Genomic DNA, 16,166 nt, shown 5'->3' on the forward strand with positions numbered 1-16,166 from the left:
TATTTTGGAATGTGTTAACCATGTACGAAAAAATTACCCCTCCCCCGACCGGCGAAAAAATCACCTTCCAGAACGGGGAACCCATAGTTCCGGATAATCCCATTGTCCCTTTTATTCGCGGTGATGGAACAGGTATAGATATTTGGCCAGCTACGGAGAAAGTGCTAGATGCAGCAGTGGCTAAGGCTTACAATGGCAAAAGAAAGATTAGTTGGTTCAAGGTCTATGCTGGAGATGAAGCATGCGATTTATATGGAACCTACCAGTACTTACCTCAGGATACTCTTACAGCTATTAAGGAATATGGTATTGCCATTAAAGGTCCACTCACTACCCCCATAGGTGGTGGAATTCGTTCGTTGAACGTGGCATTGCGTCAAATATTTGATTTATATGCCTGTGTGCGTCCCTGTCGTTACTATGCGGGAACTCCTTCTCCCCATAAAAGTCCAGATAAACTAGATGTAATTGTTTATAGGGAAAATACGGAAGATATTTACTTGGGGATAGAATGGAAGCAAGGTAGTGAAATAGGAGAGCGATTGATCAACATCCTGAACAAAGATCTCATACCAGCGACACCAGAGCATGGCAAAAAACAGATTCCCCTGGATGCGGGAATAGGAATCAAACCGATTAGTAGGAGTGGTTCCCAAAGACTGGTGAGACGTGCCCTAAAGCATGCTTTACAACTACCCAAAGAAAAACAACAGGTAACCTTGGTGCATAAAGGGAATATAATGAAATACACCGAGGGAGCGTTTAGAGATTGGGGTTATGAGTTAGCGACCCAGGAATTTCGCGCAGAGTGTGTTACAGAAAGGGAATCATGGATTTTAGGCAATAAGGAGAAAAATCCCCAAATTTCCCTGGAAGAAAATGCCAGAATGATTGACCCGGGATTTGACAATTTGACACCAGAGAAAAAAGCACAAATTGTCAAAGAAGTAGAAACAGTAATCAATTCAATATGGTCTACCCACGGGGATGGACAATGGAAAGATAAAGTCATGGTAAATGATCGGATTGCTGACAGCATTTTTCAGCAGATTCAGACACGGCCAGATGAGTATTCTATTTTAGCCACGATGAACTTAAACGGAGATTATTTATCCGATGCTGCTGCGGCCATTGTCGGTGGTTTAGGAATGGGTCCAGGAGCAAACATTGGAGACTCCTGTGCCATTTTTGAAGCTACCCATGGCACAGCACCAAAACATGCAGGATTAGACAAAATTAATCCTGGTTCTGTTATCCTCTCAGGAGTGATGATGCTAGAATACATGGGATGGCAGGAAGCAGCGGATTTAATCAAAAGAGGGCTAGGTGCTTCCATAGCTGATGGTAAAGTCACTTATGACCTAGCACGGCTAATGGAACCTCCAGTGGAACCACTAAAATGCTCTGAATTTGCTGACACAATTATTCAACAATTCAACTGCTGATATCATATTGGTATTGGTATGCAAAAATGGGGACAGGAATTGGGGAAACAAAATGAAACGAAGGAATTTTCTATTTAATGTGGGTGGAATTCTGCTTGGTCAAACACTCATAGGATGTAACGGGAAAAATCAATCAGAATTCCAGGTATTGCTTTTAAAGGATTCTATACCAGGCTATGTGGTCAATCAATTTAACAAAAGATTACAATCAGATAAAACACTCCCCCATGTCAAACTAAGTTTCGTACCAAAAAATCAGATATATGATTTGTTTAAACAGTTACAAACTTGGCGAGAAACAAGAGATAAAAGTCCGGGAGAGAAAAAATCACCCCATTGTGACCTAGTAACCTTGGGAGACTATTGGTTAAAACCAGCTATTGAGCAGAAATTAATTCGACCCTTACCAATAAAAAAAAGTAAACAATGGTCATCCTTACAGGAAAAATGGCAGCAGTTGGTGAAACGGGATGATCAGGGTAATTGGGATTCTCAAGGTAAAGTATGGGGCGCACCTTATCGTTGGGGAAATACGGTGCTTGTATATAATCAGAAACAGTTACAGACCCTTAATTGGCAACCACGAGATTGGAGTGACTTATGGCGAAGTGATTTGCGCTCTCGAATTTCTTTACCCAATCACCCCAGAGAGGTGATTGGATTGGTTTTAAAGAAACTGGGCAGATCTTACAACACAGTAAATCTACTAGAAATTCCCAACTTAAACATAGAACTGGAGAGTTTAAATCAGCAGGTGAAATTCTATGACTCCACTAACTATCTAGAACCCCTAATTACTGGAGACACATGGTTAGCAGTAGGTTGGTCAAATGACATTATCCCTATTTTAAGTCGTTATCCCCAATTGAGAGCAGTTATACCCCAGTCAGGAACAGCAATTTGGGCAGATTTATGGGTGCAACCAGCAAATACACTAATGACTGAGGAAACAGATAATTTAATATCACAATGGATTGACTTTTGTTGGCAACCAGACATTGCTGGACAAATTGTGATGTTGGGTAAAACCAACACCCCTCCTTTTATCAATACTTCTAAGGTTCAGGGTATAAGTGATTCCATACAAAACTTACTCCTAATTGAGCAGGAATTACTAGAAAAATGCGAGTTCTTAAAACCCTTATCCTTAGAAAGTATAAACCAGTACGAGGAATTGTTTTTAAAAATGAAAACTGGCTAAACAATCTCTGATGCTAGCCGAATTCTCACCACCCACCTAGCTAATTACCTCCCTTAAGACGACTGGTTCTAGTCCGACGGGGAGTAGAACCTTCTACCTTAGGGCGTGGGGAAGAACTAGAAACCGTGGGTTTTGATTCTGACGTTACTTCTGGGGGATTTTCAGGTATCAAGTCCGTTGCAGATTGGTCTGGGGACTCAGTTATAATTGTTTGCAGCTCTTCTGTGAAATTGGCAACCTGCTGGAGCTCGGGAACAAATTCCTTTCCTTGGAGTCTTAGACCTAGCTCGAACAGCAATTCCGCCATATCATCCTTAGAAACCTTCTCTTGAGTTAATATGGAGGAGTACCTTTCCAACTCCTCAATGGTTTGGGCACGTAGCTCGGTGATTTCATCCTGCAACTTACTCCGAGTGGCCTGCAAATTTTCCTGCAAGGTCTTCGTCTGCTGTTGAAATGTTTCCTTCACCGTTTCAATGTTACCCCCTAGCCTTTTGTTCACTAGCTCAATCTGCTGACGAATTTCTAGCTTTTCCTCCTCGTCTTTTGTCTGTATTGATTTAAACCGCTTATCGGCATTTTCCGCTAGTTCGTCTAATTCAGCTGTTACGGAATCTTGTAGTTCCTGGGTGGCCGTGAGAATGCGCTTGTTAATATTATCTATTTGCTGATTGAGGTTAAATTTCTCCTCCTCATCCTTAATAATTAGATTGCGAATCTTTTTTTCTAATAGATCAGCAGTAGCGTTTAACTCCACTAAGATTGTTTGACGAGTTTCCTCACCTCGATTGCGCAATTCATACTGAACCGATGCCAAACCACGTTCCAGCTGTTCTAGACGGTTATTATACTCTCTCAAATGAGGTCCAATTAGTATATCGCGGATCTGATCTATGTTGCCTAAGCGTTCCCTGAGATCGGACTTTGTTAGCTCGTTCATGATCTTTTCCTAGGTTCAAGTAAGGATTGTAACACAAATAGGGTATCACAAGTGTTCAAAAAATTCATTAAAATTATCCAACAATTATCTTGTGGGTTTAGTCGTTTTTTGATAATTGTGCTAGTATTTGGTGAGTAAGTGAATCGAACGTCAAAAATTCAACCCAAAACAACTATGCTCAAACGTTCCAGGTTCGAGACCACCCAATCTCAAGTTATGCAGCGCTCAGAGGATTTGATTAACGCCGCATCAAATCGTTATAGAATCACTGTGCAGGTGGCTAATCGTGCTAAACGTCGCCGTTATGAAGACTTTGAGAATAACGAAGATAGCATTATGAAACCGGTGCTTAGAGCAATCATTGAAATGTCTGATGAGTTAACTCAGCCAGAAATTATTGGTGAGTTACCTAGTGATTGGCTGTAATACTACGGAAAATGGAAAAGGTAGTTAAACGGGGAACTGGTTGGCAAATAGGTTGGAAACCAGACTCTACCCAATTTAATGGTCTGGTAGGAAGTGACGATTGGGCCGTCGAACTAACCCAACTAGAGCTGGAACATTTTTGCCGTTTACTAACCCAACTAGTGGAGACCATCAGGGTTTTGACATCGGAACTCATGGATGAAGAAAAAATTACCTGTGAAGCTGAATCCGATCTAGTGTGGATGGAAGTAGAAGGAGATGCTCATCTGTATAGCATGCGATTTATCCTGACTAATGGAAGATCGGTTCAAGGATACTTGAGTGACCATGCTGTCCAAGAGTTAGTCAAGGCCGTGGCAACTCTGAAAGTTTTTTGAAAACCCCTTGCTTTTTTTTCTCACCTTTGATATATTAAGGAAAGTGATTTAATTTAGTTAACGGGGCGTAGCGCAGCTTGGTAGCGCGCCACTTTGGGGTAGTGGAGGTCGTGGGTTCGAATCCCGCCGCTCCGATTCCAGTTTCTTTAAGAACCCTGGTGATCAGTAAAAACCCCTCCCAATGGTTGGTCCCAAGGATCAATCCAGGGTATTTCTGGTAAGTAGGCAAAATCAAAAACTACCCCTCTAGTGGGTATGTGGGATATGGTGGGAGAACTCAAAAATCGGTCATAGTAACCACCACCATAACCTAAACGGTATCCTTGGCGATCGCAGGCCACACTGGGAACCAGGATGAGGTCAGCTTCCGTCGAGTCTATGGTAGGAGAACAGGGATCTGGTTCAGCAATGCCATAATTGCTGATGGTTAGAATGGTGTCTGGTTGCCATAAATGCCAAACAAGAGATTTGCCAACACAGCGGGGGAAACCCCAACGACGTTGGGAATTCATAGACCGACTAAACAGTGAACTCAGATCCGGTTCCTGACGAAAACTCAAGTAGGCGAGAATTGTTTTGGCTCGGGTAAATAAAGGTGAGGATTGTATTATACTACAAATGCGATCGCTCTTGAGTTGCCATTCTTGTAAGGTCATGGATTGACGAGTTGCCAATATTTGGTAACGCAGTTGTTTCTTGCTGACCTTAGTTTGCATTTTGCCTATACCATTGGATGGTATTTTTCAATCCTTGCTCAAAGGTCACTTGAGCGGTAAAACCAAAAGCCGCCCTAGCTTTTTGAGTATCTAAACAGCGTCTTGGTTGTCCATTGGGTTTATCTGTTTGCCAGACTATTTCTCCGTCATATTCCATTAATTGACAAATAAGAGTGATTAAGTCCTTAATAGAGATTTCATAACCCGTACCCAAATTAATGGGAGCAGATTCATGATAAAACCGAGTTCCCATAACAATACCTAGTGCTGCATCTGTGGAGTAGAGAAATTCCCGGGTAGGGGAACCATCACCCCAGACCAGAAGTTGTTTTTCTCCATTAATTTGGGCTTCGTAAACCTTGCGAATCAAAGCGGGAATCACATGAGAACTTTTGGGGTCAAAATTGTCTTCAGGTCCATAGAGATTTACGGGTAGTAAGTAAATACCATTAAAACCATATTGCTGACGATAGGACTGGAGCTGAACCAAAAGAGCTTTTTTAGCAATCCCGTAGGGAGCATTAGTTTCTTCAGGATAACCATTCCAAAGATCTTCCTCTTGAAATGGAACGGGGGTAAATTTAGGGTAAGCGCAAATAGTTCCCACACAGACAAACTTTTCCACACCTGCTTGATAAGCTGCATGGATCAACTGGGTTCCCATGATTAAGTTGTCATAAAATAACTCAGCTGGTTTTTCTTGATTCAAACCAATTCCCCCCACATGAGCAGCTAGGTGAATGATAATATCCTGTTGATTAGCTGCGCGCTGACAATTTTCCCAAACTCTTAGATCACAATCACGGGAGCGTGTGACTGTGATTTTTTCTGGATTAGCTCCAGCTTGACATAATTGAGCTACTACCTGGCGACCTAGAAAACCCGCTCCACCTGTTACCAGAATACGTTTGCTTTCTAATTCTAATTCATTCATCTTTCCACCCCTTAAAAATGTAGAGCACCTATCTCATGACGAATAATTGCCATATCCCAGGGAATTTGCAAACTACTGCTATGGGGGGAGTTTAGCCCTAATGCCTGTAGATCTGCTTCTACCATCAAAGCTACCAACTGCTCAAAGGTAACTGAGGGTTGCCAAGACAATTTTTGTCTAGCTTTGGTGGAATCACCAATTAATAGGTCTACTTCTGCTGGTCTTAAATACCGTTGATCAAATTCAACATAATCCTCCCACTTGAGATTCACATAACTAAATGCCAAATCTAAAAATTCCCTCACTGAGTGGGTTTCACCAGTAGCAATTACATAATCATCTGGCTGTTCTTTTTGTAACATTAACCACATAGCTCGCACATAATCTTTAGCATATCCCCAATCCCGTTTGGCATCTAAATTGCCCATATATAATTTGTTTTGCTTACCAGCTACAATACGGGATACAGCTCTAGTAATTTTGCGAGTTACAAAGGTTTCCCCACGTCTGGGAGATTCGTGATTAAATAAAATACCATTACAGGCAAATAAGCCATAGGATTCTCGATAGTTGATAGTTTGCCAGTGGGCATAAACTTTAGCGCAGGCGTAGGGACTACGGGGATAAAAGGGTGTAGTTTCACTTTGAGGCACAGCCTGTACTAGACCATACATTTCTGAAGAACCAGCTTGATAGAAACGAACTTGAATCCCTGTGCGATTTTGGTAGTCACGAACAGCTTCTAAGAGACGTAGGGTTCCCATAGCTACGGAATCAACCGTATATTCTGGGGAATCAAAGCTAACCCTCACATGGGACTGGGCACCCAAATTATAGATTTCAACTGGTTTTACCTCTTCTAAAATTCGACGTAGGGTAGTACCATCGGTAAGATCACCATAGTGCAAGAAGAACCTTGCACCTTGTTGATGGGGATCTTCGTAAATGTGATCAATACGATCCGTGTTAAATGTGGAGGTGCGACGAATTATGCCATGAACTTCATAACCTTTTTCTAACAAAAATTCACTCAAGTATGAACCGTCTTGACCAGTAATACCAGTGATTAAAGCTTTTTTGATTCGATTCACGCCAAACTTTTCCTTTTAAAGTTATAGTATTAGCCAGAATACCATGTAGGTGGTTAGTTTCTTACCATTTCAACTAGTTCAACCTGATTAGTAAGTGGGAAAAAACCCACTGAATCAGGTTAAATAACCGAAAGTTTCTTAGTATGCTCCGTTGTTCTTGGGAATAATGACTATATTAATAGTTTTGAGAATAATCCATAGATCCAGTAAAAAGCTCCTAGATCTAACATAGTGTAGATCTATTTGTACTCTTTTAGGATAAGGTATGTCATTACGCCCGGAGACTTGCCACAATCCGGTTATTCCCGGACGGATAGTTAAAACCTGATCAATGTGAGACCCGTATTTTTGCAGTTCCTTAACTACTAGGGGACGGGGACCAACTACGCTCATATCTCCCTTTAATACGTTCCAAAATTGAGGAAATTCATCCAGACTAGTAATTCTCAAGAAATGACCAACTTTGGTAATACGAGGATCATCTTTAAGTTTAAAAGTGCTGTTAAACTCATCACGCATTTCTGGACAAGTTTCCATCATCTGTGCCAGTATTTCATCTGCATTTGTCACCATAGTACGAAACTTGATGCAATTAAAGACACGATAATTTTTTCCAACTCGTTCTTGAAGGTAGAATATAGGGCCTTCAGAACTGAGAGCAATCAGTAAAGCCAGAACTATATAGACAGGGAAAAACAGGATCAAAACCAATAGTGAAAAAGTGATATCAAACAATCGTTTGGTAAGCTCTCCGTTTAAACCCTCAAAGTTCAAGCCCCTAGGTTTAATCCTGGGAGGTTGAGGTTTTTGACCGCGTTTTTTGGAAGTATGCGTCGAAGTACTGGCATCTTTACGCGGGTAACGCTTATCGGAGAGGAGTGAGCTCTGGGCAGTCATTATACTCCTTAATAATCCACACCACACACAGTCCCGATCTTAAAGCTAAAAGACACTTATTTCCGAGACAATTCTCAAAAACATTCTTGAAAATTGGAAAAATAACTGTACGAGTTGCGGATATGATTTTATGAGTGGTGTTGCTTTTGACAAGAATCTAGAAAATCTAGATAATCATTAGCAAAAACCTGGGAAGAAAATCCTTCCGCGTGGGATCTCAGATACTCATGTTTGAACAGGTCCTCATAGGTTTCAAAGTTTTGCACGGCCTCCACTAAAGACGCTATGGTTTGCTGTTTAAAGAATATACCTGTTCCGGTTTTAATACAAGTACGAATATCCCTAACTGTTTCCAAAGCTCCCCCTGCACCGTATGCAATTACTGGAGTACCACAAGCTTGGGCCTCAACTAAAGCAATACCAAAATCCTCACAAGCTGCATATACAAAAGCTTTTGCACGTGCCATGTATGATTTCACTACTGTTTCCGATTGCCATCCCAAGATCTGAATATGGGGACGGGCGATCGCCTGTAGATGTTCCTTTTGGGGACCATTGCCAATGACGACTAGTGGGCGTTGTAGTTGATTAAAGGCCTGAACAATTAAAGATACTTGTTTATAGCTAACTAATCGGCTAACTATGAGGTAGAAATCTTCTTTTTGGGAACTAAAGGGGCAATTTTCAGTGTTAACTGGTGGATAGATGACTTTGGCTTGACGACGATAGCACCGCCAAATCCTTTTGGCAGTGTGTTGAGAGTTGGCAATGAAGTAATCCACTCGGTTAGCACTGACCACGTCCCACTGTCTCAATCCATGTAGTAGATATTTAGTTACCCATCCCAAAACTCCTTTACCGACTTTGCTCTGAGCTAGGTAATCAAAGGTTAGATCCCAAGCATAACGCATTGGACTATGACAATAACAAACGTGTAACTGGTTAGGAGTGGTTAGAATCCCTTTAGCTACTGCATGGGATGATGACAAAATAATTTCATATTCTCGCAAGTCTAGTTGCTCTATAGCTAGTGGTAATAAAGGCAAATACTTTTGTACACCTTGATAAGCAAATGGCAAGCGTTGTAAAAAAGTCGTGCCAACTCGACGCTTATAAAGATAGCTTTCAGGATTACTTGATTCAAAATCTATTAAGGCATATAAATCAGCATCCACTAGATTTAATATTTCCCGGACTACTAGTTCTGAACCCCCAGTAGCTTTGGGTGTTAGCCACTCGTGAACCATAGCATATTTTTTAGTTGTGGACACAGTGATTAGCCCCATTACGAATAACATTATTGAACCATAACTGCATTCCCCTTGGGTCATTCTCTGTGATACTCTCAATTTACAGGCGATTTTTTCTCCTCAAGTTTGTCAGATATGGTGATTTTATGCGTATTCTGGTTATTGGTGGAACTCGGTTCATTGGTGTCTATTTAACTCAATTGCTCATTAAGGCTGGACACGAAGTAGTATTGTTTAATCGTGGCAATCATCCTGCACCGGACGGTGTGGGTCAAATTATTGGCGATCGCACGGATCCTAGTCAGTTGTCTAAGCTATCCCAGGAGAGTTTTGATGTCATTTTTGACAATAATGGTCGAGAACTTACTGATACTGAACCTTTGGCAAAAATGTTCCAGGGAAGGGTTAAACAGTTTGTTTATATGAGTTCAGCTGGAGTGTATCTTAAATCCGATCAATTGCCCCATGTAGAAGGGGATACTATTGATCCTAAAAGTCGTCATCGTGGTAAACATGAAACTGAGTCCTTCTTGCAACAGTTAGGAATTCCTTTTACTTCCATTCGTCCCACTTATATTTACGGACCGAAAAATTATAATCCCCTGGAAAGTTGGTTCTTTGACCGCATAGTGCGCGATCGCCCTATTCCCATTCCAGGTAACGGGTTACATATTACCCAATTAGGTCATGTTCAAGATTTAGCTCAGGCAATGTTACAGGTAATTGGTAACGAAACAGCCATTGGTAAGATTTATAATGTTTCAGGCGATCGCTTTGTGACTTTTGATGGTTTAGCTCGCGCTTGTGCTATTGCTGCTGGTAAGTCTGCTGACAGTGTAAAAATTGTCCATTACGACCCTAAAAAGTTTGATTTTGGTAAGCGTAAGGCTTTTCCCATGCGGGCACAACACTTTTTTGCATCTGTGAATAGAGCGATTACAGAATTAAATTGGCAACCCCAGTATGATTTAATTTCCGGTTTGCAAGATTCCTTTCAAAATGACTATTTAACCGGTGGTGCAGCTCAAGGGGAAATAGACTTTTCTGTTGACGATGAAATACTAGCTTAAAGATGCTAGCATGAGGATTTGAATATTGGAGAAATCCATGCCCACCTCTTTGCACACAACCCCTTATCTCATGGCCCAGACTTTTCATGCTTTATCCGATCCTATTAGGATTAGTGTAATAGAGCTGTTGCGCCATCGAGAACTTTGTGTGTGTGACTTGTCTAATGCTTTAGGTATTAGTCAGTCTAAACTTTCTTTTCATCTAAAGATTCTTAAACAGACAGGTCTGGTTGTAAATCGCCAAGAAGGACGCTGGATATACTACAGTTTAAATTTGTACCAATTTCAGATTCTAGAGCAGTATTTACAAGATATTCGGGTCAACTCCCCCGTTTTACCCCTTACCTCCTTTTGTGAGTAAATGAGTAAATAAATAGACGATACTTATAGGTTTTGCTTAGCATTAGCATTAATTAAGCATGAACCGTTCCCAGAAAAAAGTAAATTGAACATTAAATCTTAGCAAAGTTTATTCATAGAGGAAAGTTTCTAGGTGTAGACTTATGATAGGGGATGAACCAGAGCGCCTCCCAAACATCACCTTTAACCATAAACCATAACATTTTTTGATTTTGTGCCCTACAAGCAAATTCCCAGAACAAAGTTTTTAAAAAATAATTAAAAGTCGAATATAGCCACCCTATATTGGGTCTGAAATAGCGAAATTTTCCGTGGATGATGCGTAAATCCTGTCTTCAAATCGAGAAAGATTAAGAGGTAAATTATGCGGATCATGATGATTCAACCCAATTACCATTCTGGTGGTGCGGAAATTGCGGGTAATTGGCCACCTAGTTGGGTTCCCTATGTAGGAGGAGCATTAAAAAATGCCGGGTTTACTAACATTCAGTTTGTGGATGCCATGACCGACTATATCACTGATGATGCTCTAGCACAAATCATTCGAGATTATCAGCCAGATATTGTATTGGCAACAGCCATTACACCCATGATTTACCAGTCACAAACTACCCTACAAATTGTTAAACAAATCCTTCCTCAAGCCAAAACAATTATGGGTGGAGTTCACCCCACCTATATGTACAACGAAGTTCTCCAGGAAGCTCCCTGGGTAGATTATATTATCCGTGGAGAAGGAGAAGAAATTACAGTTAATTTAGTACAGGCGATCGCTCAAGGTAGTGATGAAAAAGACCGTCGTCATATCTTAGGAATTGCCTTTTTAGAAAATGGGGAGGTAGTAGCCACTCCAGCACATCCACCCATTAGTGATTTAGATACCCTGACCCCAGATTGGGACTTATTAGATTGGAGTAAATATATCTACACTCCTTTGAACGTGCGAGTAGCTGTTCCCAACTATGCCAGAGGTTGTCCATTTACTTGCCGTTTTTGTTCCCAGTGGGCATTCTGGCGGAAATATCGTTCTAGTAGTCCTAAAAAATTCGTGGACCAAATTGAACTTTTGGTAAAAAAATATCAGGTAGGATTTTTCATTTTAGCCGATGAAGAACCAACCATTAACAAACCAAAATTTCTAGATTTATGTCATGAGTTAATAGCCAGAAATTTAGGTGTGCACTGGGGAATCAACACCAGAGTTACAGACATATTGAGAGACGAAGCAGATTTACCTCTTTACCGTCAAGCTGGCTTAGTTCATGTTTCCTTGGGTACGGAAGCTGCTGCACAATTAAAGTTAAATCTGTTCCGCAAAGAAACCACAATTGAACAAAATAAACGGGCAATTCAATTATTACAGCAAAATGGCATGGTTGCTGAAGCCCAGTTTATTATGGGACTGGAAAACGAAACCCCAGAAACCATTGAAGAAACCTATAAAATGGCTTTGGACTGGAAAGCTGACATGGTAAACTGGAACATGTTTACCCCCTGGCCATTTTCTGAATTATTTCAGGATTTGGGAGACCGTGTGGAAGTTCGAGATTATTCCCAATATAACTTCGTCACTCCCATCATGAAACCGGATGCTATGGAGCGAGAAGATGTTCTCAAAGGAGTGCTTAAGAACTATGCCCGCTTTTACCTCCGCAAGACCTTTGAATATTGGTTTGTGAAGGATTCCTTTAAGCGTAAATATCTTTTAGGCTGTTTAGGAGCTTTTGTAAAAACCACCCTAAACAAACGTTTTTACAATCTCAAACGGGTCAAATATAAAGGTTTAAGCACCGAAATTGAACTAGGATTTGACCAGTCCAAAATTCTTACCCGTGAACAAATAGCCCAGCGTAAACAAGAGCATCCCGAATTGATGGCAGATGTAAACTTTACTGGTAACATTTCCGCATGTGGTGCGCCTAATGATTTGCCTGAACTGGAGGATTTGACATCTTAACCTGAAAGGGAAATGGGGAATATTAAATTGTTATGGTTAATTTTTGTATATTTTTCCCTTTACATAATTGACATATCAATTTTTTTTGAAATGATGAATACATACTATCCAGTAGAACCATATTTAGGATAAACCAGTGAAAGCAACCGCAGTAAGATTATTGATCACAGTGGGAATGTTAACATTGGCCACCAGTTGCACCGCTGATGTGAACAAAAACAGTTCAGTAGAAGCAACAAAAGATGTTAACTCTCAGATAGCACGTAAAATCAAAATAGACGGATCCAGCACTGTATATCCGATTACCCAGGCTATAGTTAAAGAGTTTACTAAGGATGGGAAAAATTCCAGTTCAGTAGAAGTAAGTGTTTCTGGTACGGGGGGAGGGTTTAAAAAATTCTGTAGTAATGAAACGGACATAAATAATGCTTCCCGACCGATTTCCGCCAAGGAAATGGCAGAGTGTAATAAGAATGGTGTCAGATATATAGAAATACCTATTGCATTTGATGCTTTAACTGTTGTAGTGAATCCCCAAAATAACTGGGTTGAGGATATGACAGTTGATGAATTGAAAAAGACATGGGAACCCCAATCCCAGGGAAAAATTACCAAGTGGAATCAAATACGTGCTTCCTGGCCGGATCGTCCATTAAAATTATACGGACCAGGTAGGGATTCTGGCACTTATGATTATTTTGTCGAGGCCATTATTGGCAGAGAAAAGGCCAGTCGTAATGATTACACAGCCAGTGAAGACGACAATGTGTTAGTTGAAGGAGTTAATAAAGATATTAATGCTTTAGGCTATTTTGGCTATGCCTACTACGAGAAAAATCAAGACAAATTAAAACTGGTAGCCATTGATAACAAAAAGGGACCGGTTTTACCATCCCAGGAAACAGTAGGGAAATCCAGGTATCAACCCTTATCCAGACCCCTATTTATTTATGTGAATTTGTGGTCAGGTGAAAAGCGATCGAAAATTTATCAGTTTGTGGACTTTTACTTAAAAAAGGCACCAGCAATAGTTAATTCCGTTGGCTCCGTACCTTTACCGGAGGAAGCATACAAAATTGGCTATGTACACTTACATAACGGTAAAGCTGGGACGGTATTTGGGGGTAAGTCAGAATTCGATTTAACTATTGGGCAATTATTGCGCAAGCAGAAGGAATTTTAAGATGACAGTGAGAGTAGGAATTAATGGGTTTGGGCGCATAGGACGTTTGGTATTGCGTGCTGGGTGGGATTGGTCAGAAATAGAATTTGTGCATATAAATGAACTCAAAGGTGGTGTGGAAGCAGCAGCTCATTTACTGAAATTTGATTCCGTACATGGACGTTGGCAAAATGAGGTAGGAACGGGAAAAGACCGAATCCTTATTGGTGACAAATCCCTCACCTTTAGTGAATATTCCCAACCGGGGGAAGTTCCGTGGGAAGAATTTGCCGTGGACATTGTTTTAGAATGCTCAGGAAAATTTAGGACCCTAGAAACTCTCAGTCCCTACTTTCAAAGAGGAGTAGGTAAAGTAATTGTTGCTGCACCCGTAAAAGGGGGAGCTTTAAATATTGTGATGGGAGTAAATGATCAGCTTTATAAACCCCAAGAGGATCATATTTTAACAGCTGCTTCTTGTACCACCAACTGTTTAGCACCAGTGGTAAAAGTTATTCATGAAGGTATAGGAATTAAGCATGGAATTATCACCACAATTCATGATCACACTAACACCCAAACCATAGTTGACGCACCCCATAAAGATTTGCGTCGTGCTAGAGCTACAGGTATGTCATTGATTCCCACTTCCACCGGTTCAGCTACAGCGATTGGACTAATTTATCCCGAATTAAATGGCAAGTTAAATGGTTTAGCTGTGCGTGTACCTTTATTAAACGCTTCCCTCACGGATTGTGTATTTGAGGTAGTGCGACCAACCACCATAGAAGAAATTAATGCTTTATTAAAAGCAGCTTCTGAGGAGGAACCATTAAAAGGAATTTTGGGTTATGAGGAACGTCCTCTAGTTTCCATTGATTATAAGGATGATCCTCGCTCTTCAATTATTGATGCACTTTCCACAATGGTTGTCAATGAAACCCAAGTCAAAATCCTGGCTTGGTATGACAATGAATGGGGTTACGCTAATCGGATGGCTGAATTAACTCGGAAAGTAGCTTTAAGTTGGCATCAGTAACACAACAAAAATATATGAACCATACTGCTGATTCAGGTGCAAATTTGAGAAATTATGCTGTAGTTACCCTAGCTTATTGGGGTTTTACCATTACAGATGGCGCATTGAGAATGCTAGTTTTGTTGTACTTTAATCAAATTGGTTATACACCCTTACAAATTGCCTTTTTATTTCTGTTTTATGAGATATTTGGCATCGTTACTAATTTTTTAGGTGGATGGGTGGGATCCCAATTAGGTCTGAAAGTTACTCTTTATAGTGGTATAGGTTTACAAGTTTTTTCTTTGTTCATGTTGTCTTGGTTAAATACAGATTGGGTGCAGTGGTTAGCAGTTCTTTATGTGATGGTAGCCCAGGCGTTTTCTGGCATTGCTAAGGATTTAACTAAGATGAGCTCCAAAAGTGCTATTCGTTTAGTGGTTCCTCAAGATGCTCAATCTTCCCTATTCAAATGGGTGGCAATTTTAACCGGTTCTAAAAATGCCTTAAAAGGAATTGGTTTTTTTGTTGGTAGTGCTTTGTTATCATTATTTGGCTTTGTCAATGCTCTCTTAATTATGGCAGGCGCGCTATTTTTGATTATGTTCACAGGATTATTATTACCCAAAGGAATGGGGAAAATTAAAAAGAAAGTTAAATTCAGTCAGCTATTTTCTAAAAGTGAAGAGATCAACATTTTATCCGCAGCTAGATTCTTTTTGTTTGGCTCCCGTGATGTTTGGTTTGTAGTTGGTTTACCAGTGTTTTTACGTGAAGTTTTGGGTTGGTCTTTTTATCAAGTAGGGGGATTTTTAGCAACCTGGGTGATTGGCTATGGAATTGTACAATTTTTTGCTCCCAATTTAATGAAGAAATTTGGTTCTGGTCGGGCACCAACAGCCAAAAATATTCAATTTTGGACATTTGCCTTAACAGCTGTTCCTTGTGTCATAGCATTAGCTCTTCAAAGCGGGTTGCCTGCTAATATAGTTATGATTAGTGGACTAATGTTGTTTGGTGTGGTATTCGCCTTTAATTCTGCGGTTCACTCCTACTTAGTTTTGGCATTTACCGATGATGATAAAGTAGCTTTAAACGTTGGTTTTTATTACATGGCCAATTCCGGTGGTCGTCTAGCGGGAACAGTATTATCCGGATTAGTCTATCAGTTATTTGGGTTAGTGGGTTGTTTGTGGACATCAATGATTTTTGTGTTGGGAGCTGGTTTAGTTTCCTTAAAGTTACCAAATCCCAATCCGAGTAAGGATATTGTGTGGAAGGGAGGAGAGGGGGACTGAATGTTAAGTACCCACCCACCCATA

General features: G+C 40.5%; 16 protein-coding genes and 1 tRNA gene. 11 read left to right on the forward strand and 6 right to left on the reverse strand.

What is annotated here, in order from left to right; genetic code table 11:
- Nucleotides 1–20 precede the first annotated feature (20 nt).
- Both ASL19_RS09765 and ASL19_RS09770 read left to right on the forward strand, forming a co-directional pair.
- Nucleotides 21–1,445 (forward strand): NADP-dependent isocitrate dehydrogenase, encoded by a 1,425-nt coding sequence (locus ASL19_RS09765; protein ID WP_057178187.1) that lies wholly within the window; start codon nt 21–23, stop codon nt 1,443–1,445.
- Between the two features lie 52 nt (nt 1,446–1,497).
- A complete protein-coding gene (locus tag ASL19_RS09770) occupies nt 1,498–2,646 on the forward strand; it encodes an extracellular solute-binding protein (protein ID WP_057178188.1) in 1,149 nt (382 codons plus the stop codon).
- A gap of 40 nt (nt 2,647–2,686) precedes the next feature.
- On the opposite strand, the gene ASL19_RS09775 is transcribed toward ASL19_RS09770, so the two are convergent.
- Entirely contained in the window at nt 2,687–3,586 is a 900-nt protein-coding gene (locus ASL19_RS09775; RefSeq protein WP_057178189.1) for a hypothetical protein, read from the reverse strand.
- A 174-nt stretch (nt 3,587–3,760) separates the two neighbouring features.
- Between ASL19_RS09775 and ASL19_RS09780 the strand changes: the two genes are divergently transcribed.
- From ASL19_RS09780 to ASL19_RS09790, 3 genes are all read left to right on the forward strand, one after another.
- On the forward strand, nt 3,761–4,012 hold the full coding sequence (locus ASL19_RS09780) for a DNA-directed RNA polymerase subunit omega (RefSeq protein WP_040008574.1): 252 nt from the start codon (nt 3,761–3,763) through the stop codon (nt 4,010–4,012).
- Between the two features lie 11 nt (nt 4,013–4,023).
- Nucleotides 4,024–4,389, forward strand: coding sequence for a DUF1818 family protein (locus ASL19_RS09785; protein ID WP_006276642.1), 366 nt, complete (start codon nt 4,024–4,026; stop codon nt 4,387–4,389).
- 61 nt (nt 4,390–4,450) lie between these two features.
- A tRNA-Pro gene (locus ASL19_RS09790) sits at nt 4,451–4,524 on the forward strand.
- An 11-nt stretch (nt 4,525–4,535) separates the two neighbouring features.
- Here the strand turns inward: ASL19_RS09790 and ASL19_RS09795 are convergent.
- The 5 genes from ASL19_RS09795 to ASL19_RS09815 all read right to left on the reverse strand — a co-directional run bounded on the left by ASL19_RS09795 (nt 4,536) and on the right by ASL19_RS09815 (nt 9,313).
- The gene (locus tag ASL19_RS09795; protein WP_006276643.1) at nt 4,536–5,105 is read right to left on the reverse strand and encodes a 5-formyltetrahydrofolate cyclo-ligase; all 570 of its coding nucleotides are present in this window, start codon (nt 5,103–5,105) and stop codon (nt 4,536–4,538) included.
- Nucleotides 5,095–6,039 (reverse strand): GDP-L-fucose synthase, encoded by a 945-nt coding sequence (locus ASL19_RS09800; RefSeq protein WP_057178190.1) that lies wholly within the window; start codon nt 6,037–6,039, stop codon nt 5,095–5,097. The genes ASL19_RS09795 and ASL19_RS09800 overlap by 11 nt, the downstream gene beginning before the upstream one ends.
- A gap of 11 nt (nt 6,040–6,050) precedes the next feature.
- Nucleotides 6,051–7,130, reverse strand: a complete 1,080-nt coding sequence (gene gmd / locus ASL19_RS09805; protein WP_057178191.1) for a GDP-mannose 4,6-dehydratase — start codon at nt 7,128–7,130, stop codon at nt 6,051–6,053.
- A gap of 138 nt (nt 7,131–7,268) precedes the next feature.
- The gene (locus ASL19_RS09810) at nt 7,269–8,027 is read right to left on the reverse strand and encodes a sugar transferase (protein WP_057178192.1); all 759 of its coding nucleotides are present in this window, start codon (nt 8,025–8,027) and stop codon (nt 7,269–7,271) included.
- Nucleotides 8,028–8,155: 128 nt separating this feature from the next.
- Nucleotides 8,156–9,313, reverse strand: coding sequence for a glycosyltransferase (locus ASL19_RS09815; RefSeq protein ID WP_040008615.1), 1,158 nt, complete (start codon nt 9,311–9,313; stop codon nt 8,156–8,158).
- Between the two features lie 110 nt (nt 9,314–9,423).
- Here ASL19_RS09815 and ASL19_RS09820 point away from each other — a divergent pair, with 110 nt between their 5' ends.
- The 6 genes from ASL19_RS09820 to arsJ all read left to right on the forward strand — a co-directional run bounded on the left by ASL19_RS09820 (nt 9,424) and on the right by arsJ (nt 16,142).
- Complete coding sequence (locus ASL19_RS09820; RefSeq protein ID WP_057178193.1) at nt 9,424–10,347, forward strand: NAD-dependent epimerase/dehydratase family protein; 924 nt, start codon at nt 9,424–9,426, stop codon at nt 10,345–10,347.
- Between the two features lie 37 nt (nt 10,348–10,384).
- Nucleotides 10,385–10,708, forward strand: a complete 324-nt coding sequence (locus tag ASL19_RS09825) for a metalloregulator ArsR/SmtB family transcription factor (protein ID WP_057178194.1) — start codon at nt 10,385–10,387, stop codon at nt 10,706–10,708.
- Between the two features lie 363 nt (nt 10,709–11,071).
- Nucleotides 11,072–12,664 (forward strand): magnesium-protoporphyrin IX monomethyl ester anaerobic oxidative cyclase, encoded by a 1,593-nt coding sequence (gene bchE, locus ASL19_RS09830; protein ID WP_057178195.1) that lies wholly within the window; start codon nt 11,072–11,074, stop codon nt 12,662–12,664.
- Between the two features lie 136 nt (nt 12,665–12,800).
- Nucleotides 12,801–13,847 (forward strand): PstS family phosphate ABC transporter substrate-binding protein, encoded by a 1,047-nt coding sequence (locus ASL19_RS09835; protein WP_057178196.1) that lies wholly within the window; start codon nt 12,801–12,803, stop codon nt 13,845–13,847.
- 1 nt (nt 13,848) lies between these two features.
- Entirely contained in the window at nt 13,849–14,865 is a 1,017-nt protein-coding gene (locus ASL19_RS09840) for an ArsJ-associated glyceraldehyde-3-phosphate dehydrogenase (RefSeq protein ID WP_057178197.1), read from the forward strand.
- 14 nt (nt 14,866–14,879) lie between these two features.
- A complete protein-coding gene (gene arsJ / locus ASL19_RS09845) occupies nt 14,880–16,142 on the forward strand; it encodes an organoarsenical effux MFS transporter ArsJ (RefSeq protein ID WP_057178198.1) in 1,263 nt (420 codons plus the stop codon).
- The last annotated feature ends 24 nt before the right edge of the window (nt 16,143–16,166 follow it).

Origin of the sequence: Cylindrospermopsis sp. CR12 (assembly GCF_001432185.1) — a bacterium.
Taxonomy (GTDB): Bacteria; Cyanobacteriota; Cyanobacteriia; order Cyanobacteriales; family Nostocaceae; genus Raphidiopsis; species Raphidiopsis raciborskii.

Bases quoted from the DNA above. Each gene is read 5' to 3' on its own strand.
- ASL19_RS09765 (WP_057178187.1), top strand. From the start codon at position 21: ATGTACGAAAAAATTACCCCTCCCCCGACCGGCGAAAAAATCACCTTC.
- ASL19_RS09770 (WP_057178188.1), top strand. From the start codon at position 1,498: ATGAAACGAAGGAATTTTCTATTTAATGTGGGTGGAATTCTGCTTGGT.
- ASL19_RS09775 (WP_057178189.1), bottom strand. From the start codon at position 3,586: ATGAACGAGCTAACAAAGTCCGATCTCAGGGAACGCTTAGGCAACATA.
- ASL19_RS09780 (WP_040008574.1), top strand. From the start codon at position 3,761: ATGCTCAAACGTTCCAGGTTCGAGACCACCCAATCTCAAGTTATGCAG.
- ASL19_RS09785 (WP_006276642.1), top strand. From the start codon at position 4,024: ATGGAAAAGGTAGTTAAACGGGGAACTGGTTGGCAAATAGGTTGGAAA.
- ASL19_RS09795 (WP_006276643.1), bottom strand. From the start codon at position 5,105: ATGCAAACTAAGGTCAGCAAGAAACAACTGCGTTACCAAATATTGGCA.
- ASL19_RS09800 (WP_057178190.1), bottom strand. From the start codon at position 6,039: ATGAATGAATTAGAATTAGAAAGCAAACGTATTCTGGTAACAGGTGGA.
- ASL19_RS09810 (WP_057178192.1), bottom strand. From the start codon at position 8,027: ATGACTGCCCAGAGCTCACTCCTCTCCGATAAGCGTTACCCGCGTAAA.
- ASL19_RS09815 (WP_040008615.1), bottom strand. From the start codon at position 9,313: ATGGGGCTAATCACTGTGTCCACAACTAAAAAATATGCTATGGTTCAC.
- ASL19_RS09820 (WP_057178193.1), top strand. From the start codon at position 9,424: ATGCGTATTCTGGTTATTGGTGGAACTCGGTTCATTGGTGTCTATTTA.
- ASL19_RS09825 (WP_057178194.1), top strand. From the start codon at position 10,385: ATGCCCACCTCTTTGCACACAACCCCTTATCTCATGGCCCAGACTTTT.
- bchE (WP_057178195.1), top strand. From the start codon at position 11,072: ATGCGGATCATGATGATTCAACCCAATTACCATTCTGGTGGTGCGGAA.
- ASL19_RS09840 (WP_057178197.1), top strand. From the start codon at position 13,849: ATGACAGTGAGAGTAGGAATTAATGGGTTTGGGCGCATAGGACGTTTG.
- arsJ (WP_057178198.1), top strand. From the start codon at position 14,880: ATGAACCATACTGCTGATTCAGGTGCAAATTTGAGAAATTATGCTGTA.